This window comes from Pseudomonas sp. HY2-MNA-CIBAN-0224, from assembly GCF_040310285.1.
GTDB classification, from domain to species: Bacteria; Pseudomonadota; Gammaproteobacteria; order Pseudomonadales; family Pseudomonadaceae; genus Aquipseudomonas; species Aquipseudomonas helleri.
On the sequence record NZ_JBEOPQ010000169.1, the window covers coordinates 1 to 471 of the forward strand.

At 45.2% G+C, this 471-nt stretch carries 1 protein-coding gene; it reads left to right on the plus strand.

Features of this window, described 5'->3' with window-relative positions; translation table 11 throughout:
* Window positions 1-471, plus strand: a 471-nt coding sequence (locus AAEZ03_RS25875; RefSeq protein ID WP_350582575.1) for a cytochrome c-type biogenesis protein, incomplete at both ends; no start/stop codon positions are given.

Consider the following 471-nt stretch of genomic DNA (forward strand, 5'->3'; position numbering starts at 1 on the left):
GTATGAGCGCTTATGCCGCCATCGATGTTTACGACTTTGACTCTATACAACAAGAAGCTCAGTATCGAGGTCTCATTGAAGAGTTTCGTTGTCCAAAATGCCAAAATCAAAACCTTGCAGGTTCTGATGCGCCTATTGCCCAAGATTTAAAGCAAAAAACCTACAATATGGTCAAAGATGGTCGGAGTGATACCGAGATTCGCAGTTATATGCAGGAGCGTTATGGCGACTTCATCAGTTATAAACCGCCTGTCCGTCCCTCAACGTGGATACTATGGTTTTTTCCACCATTATTACTCGTGCTTTTAATAGTTGGTTGGTTTTGGCGAAGCAAGCGCCATCAGCGTGTTGCTAGTGGTCAAAGCGGCGTGACGGTAAATAATGGCGCTGCTGCATTGACGGTAGCAGAACAAGCTGAACTTGATCGCCTGTTATCACGTGCTGATAGCAAAGATAGCGTCAACAGAACAG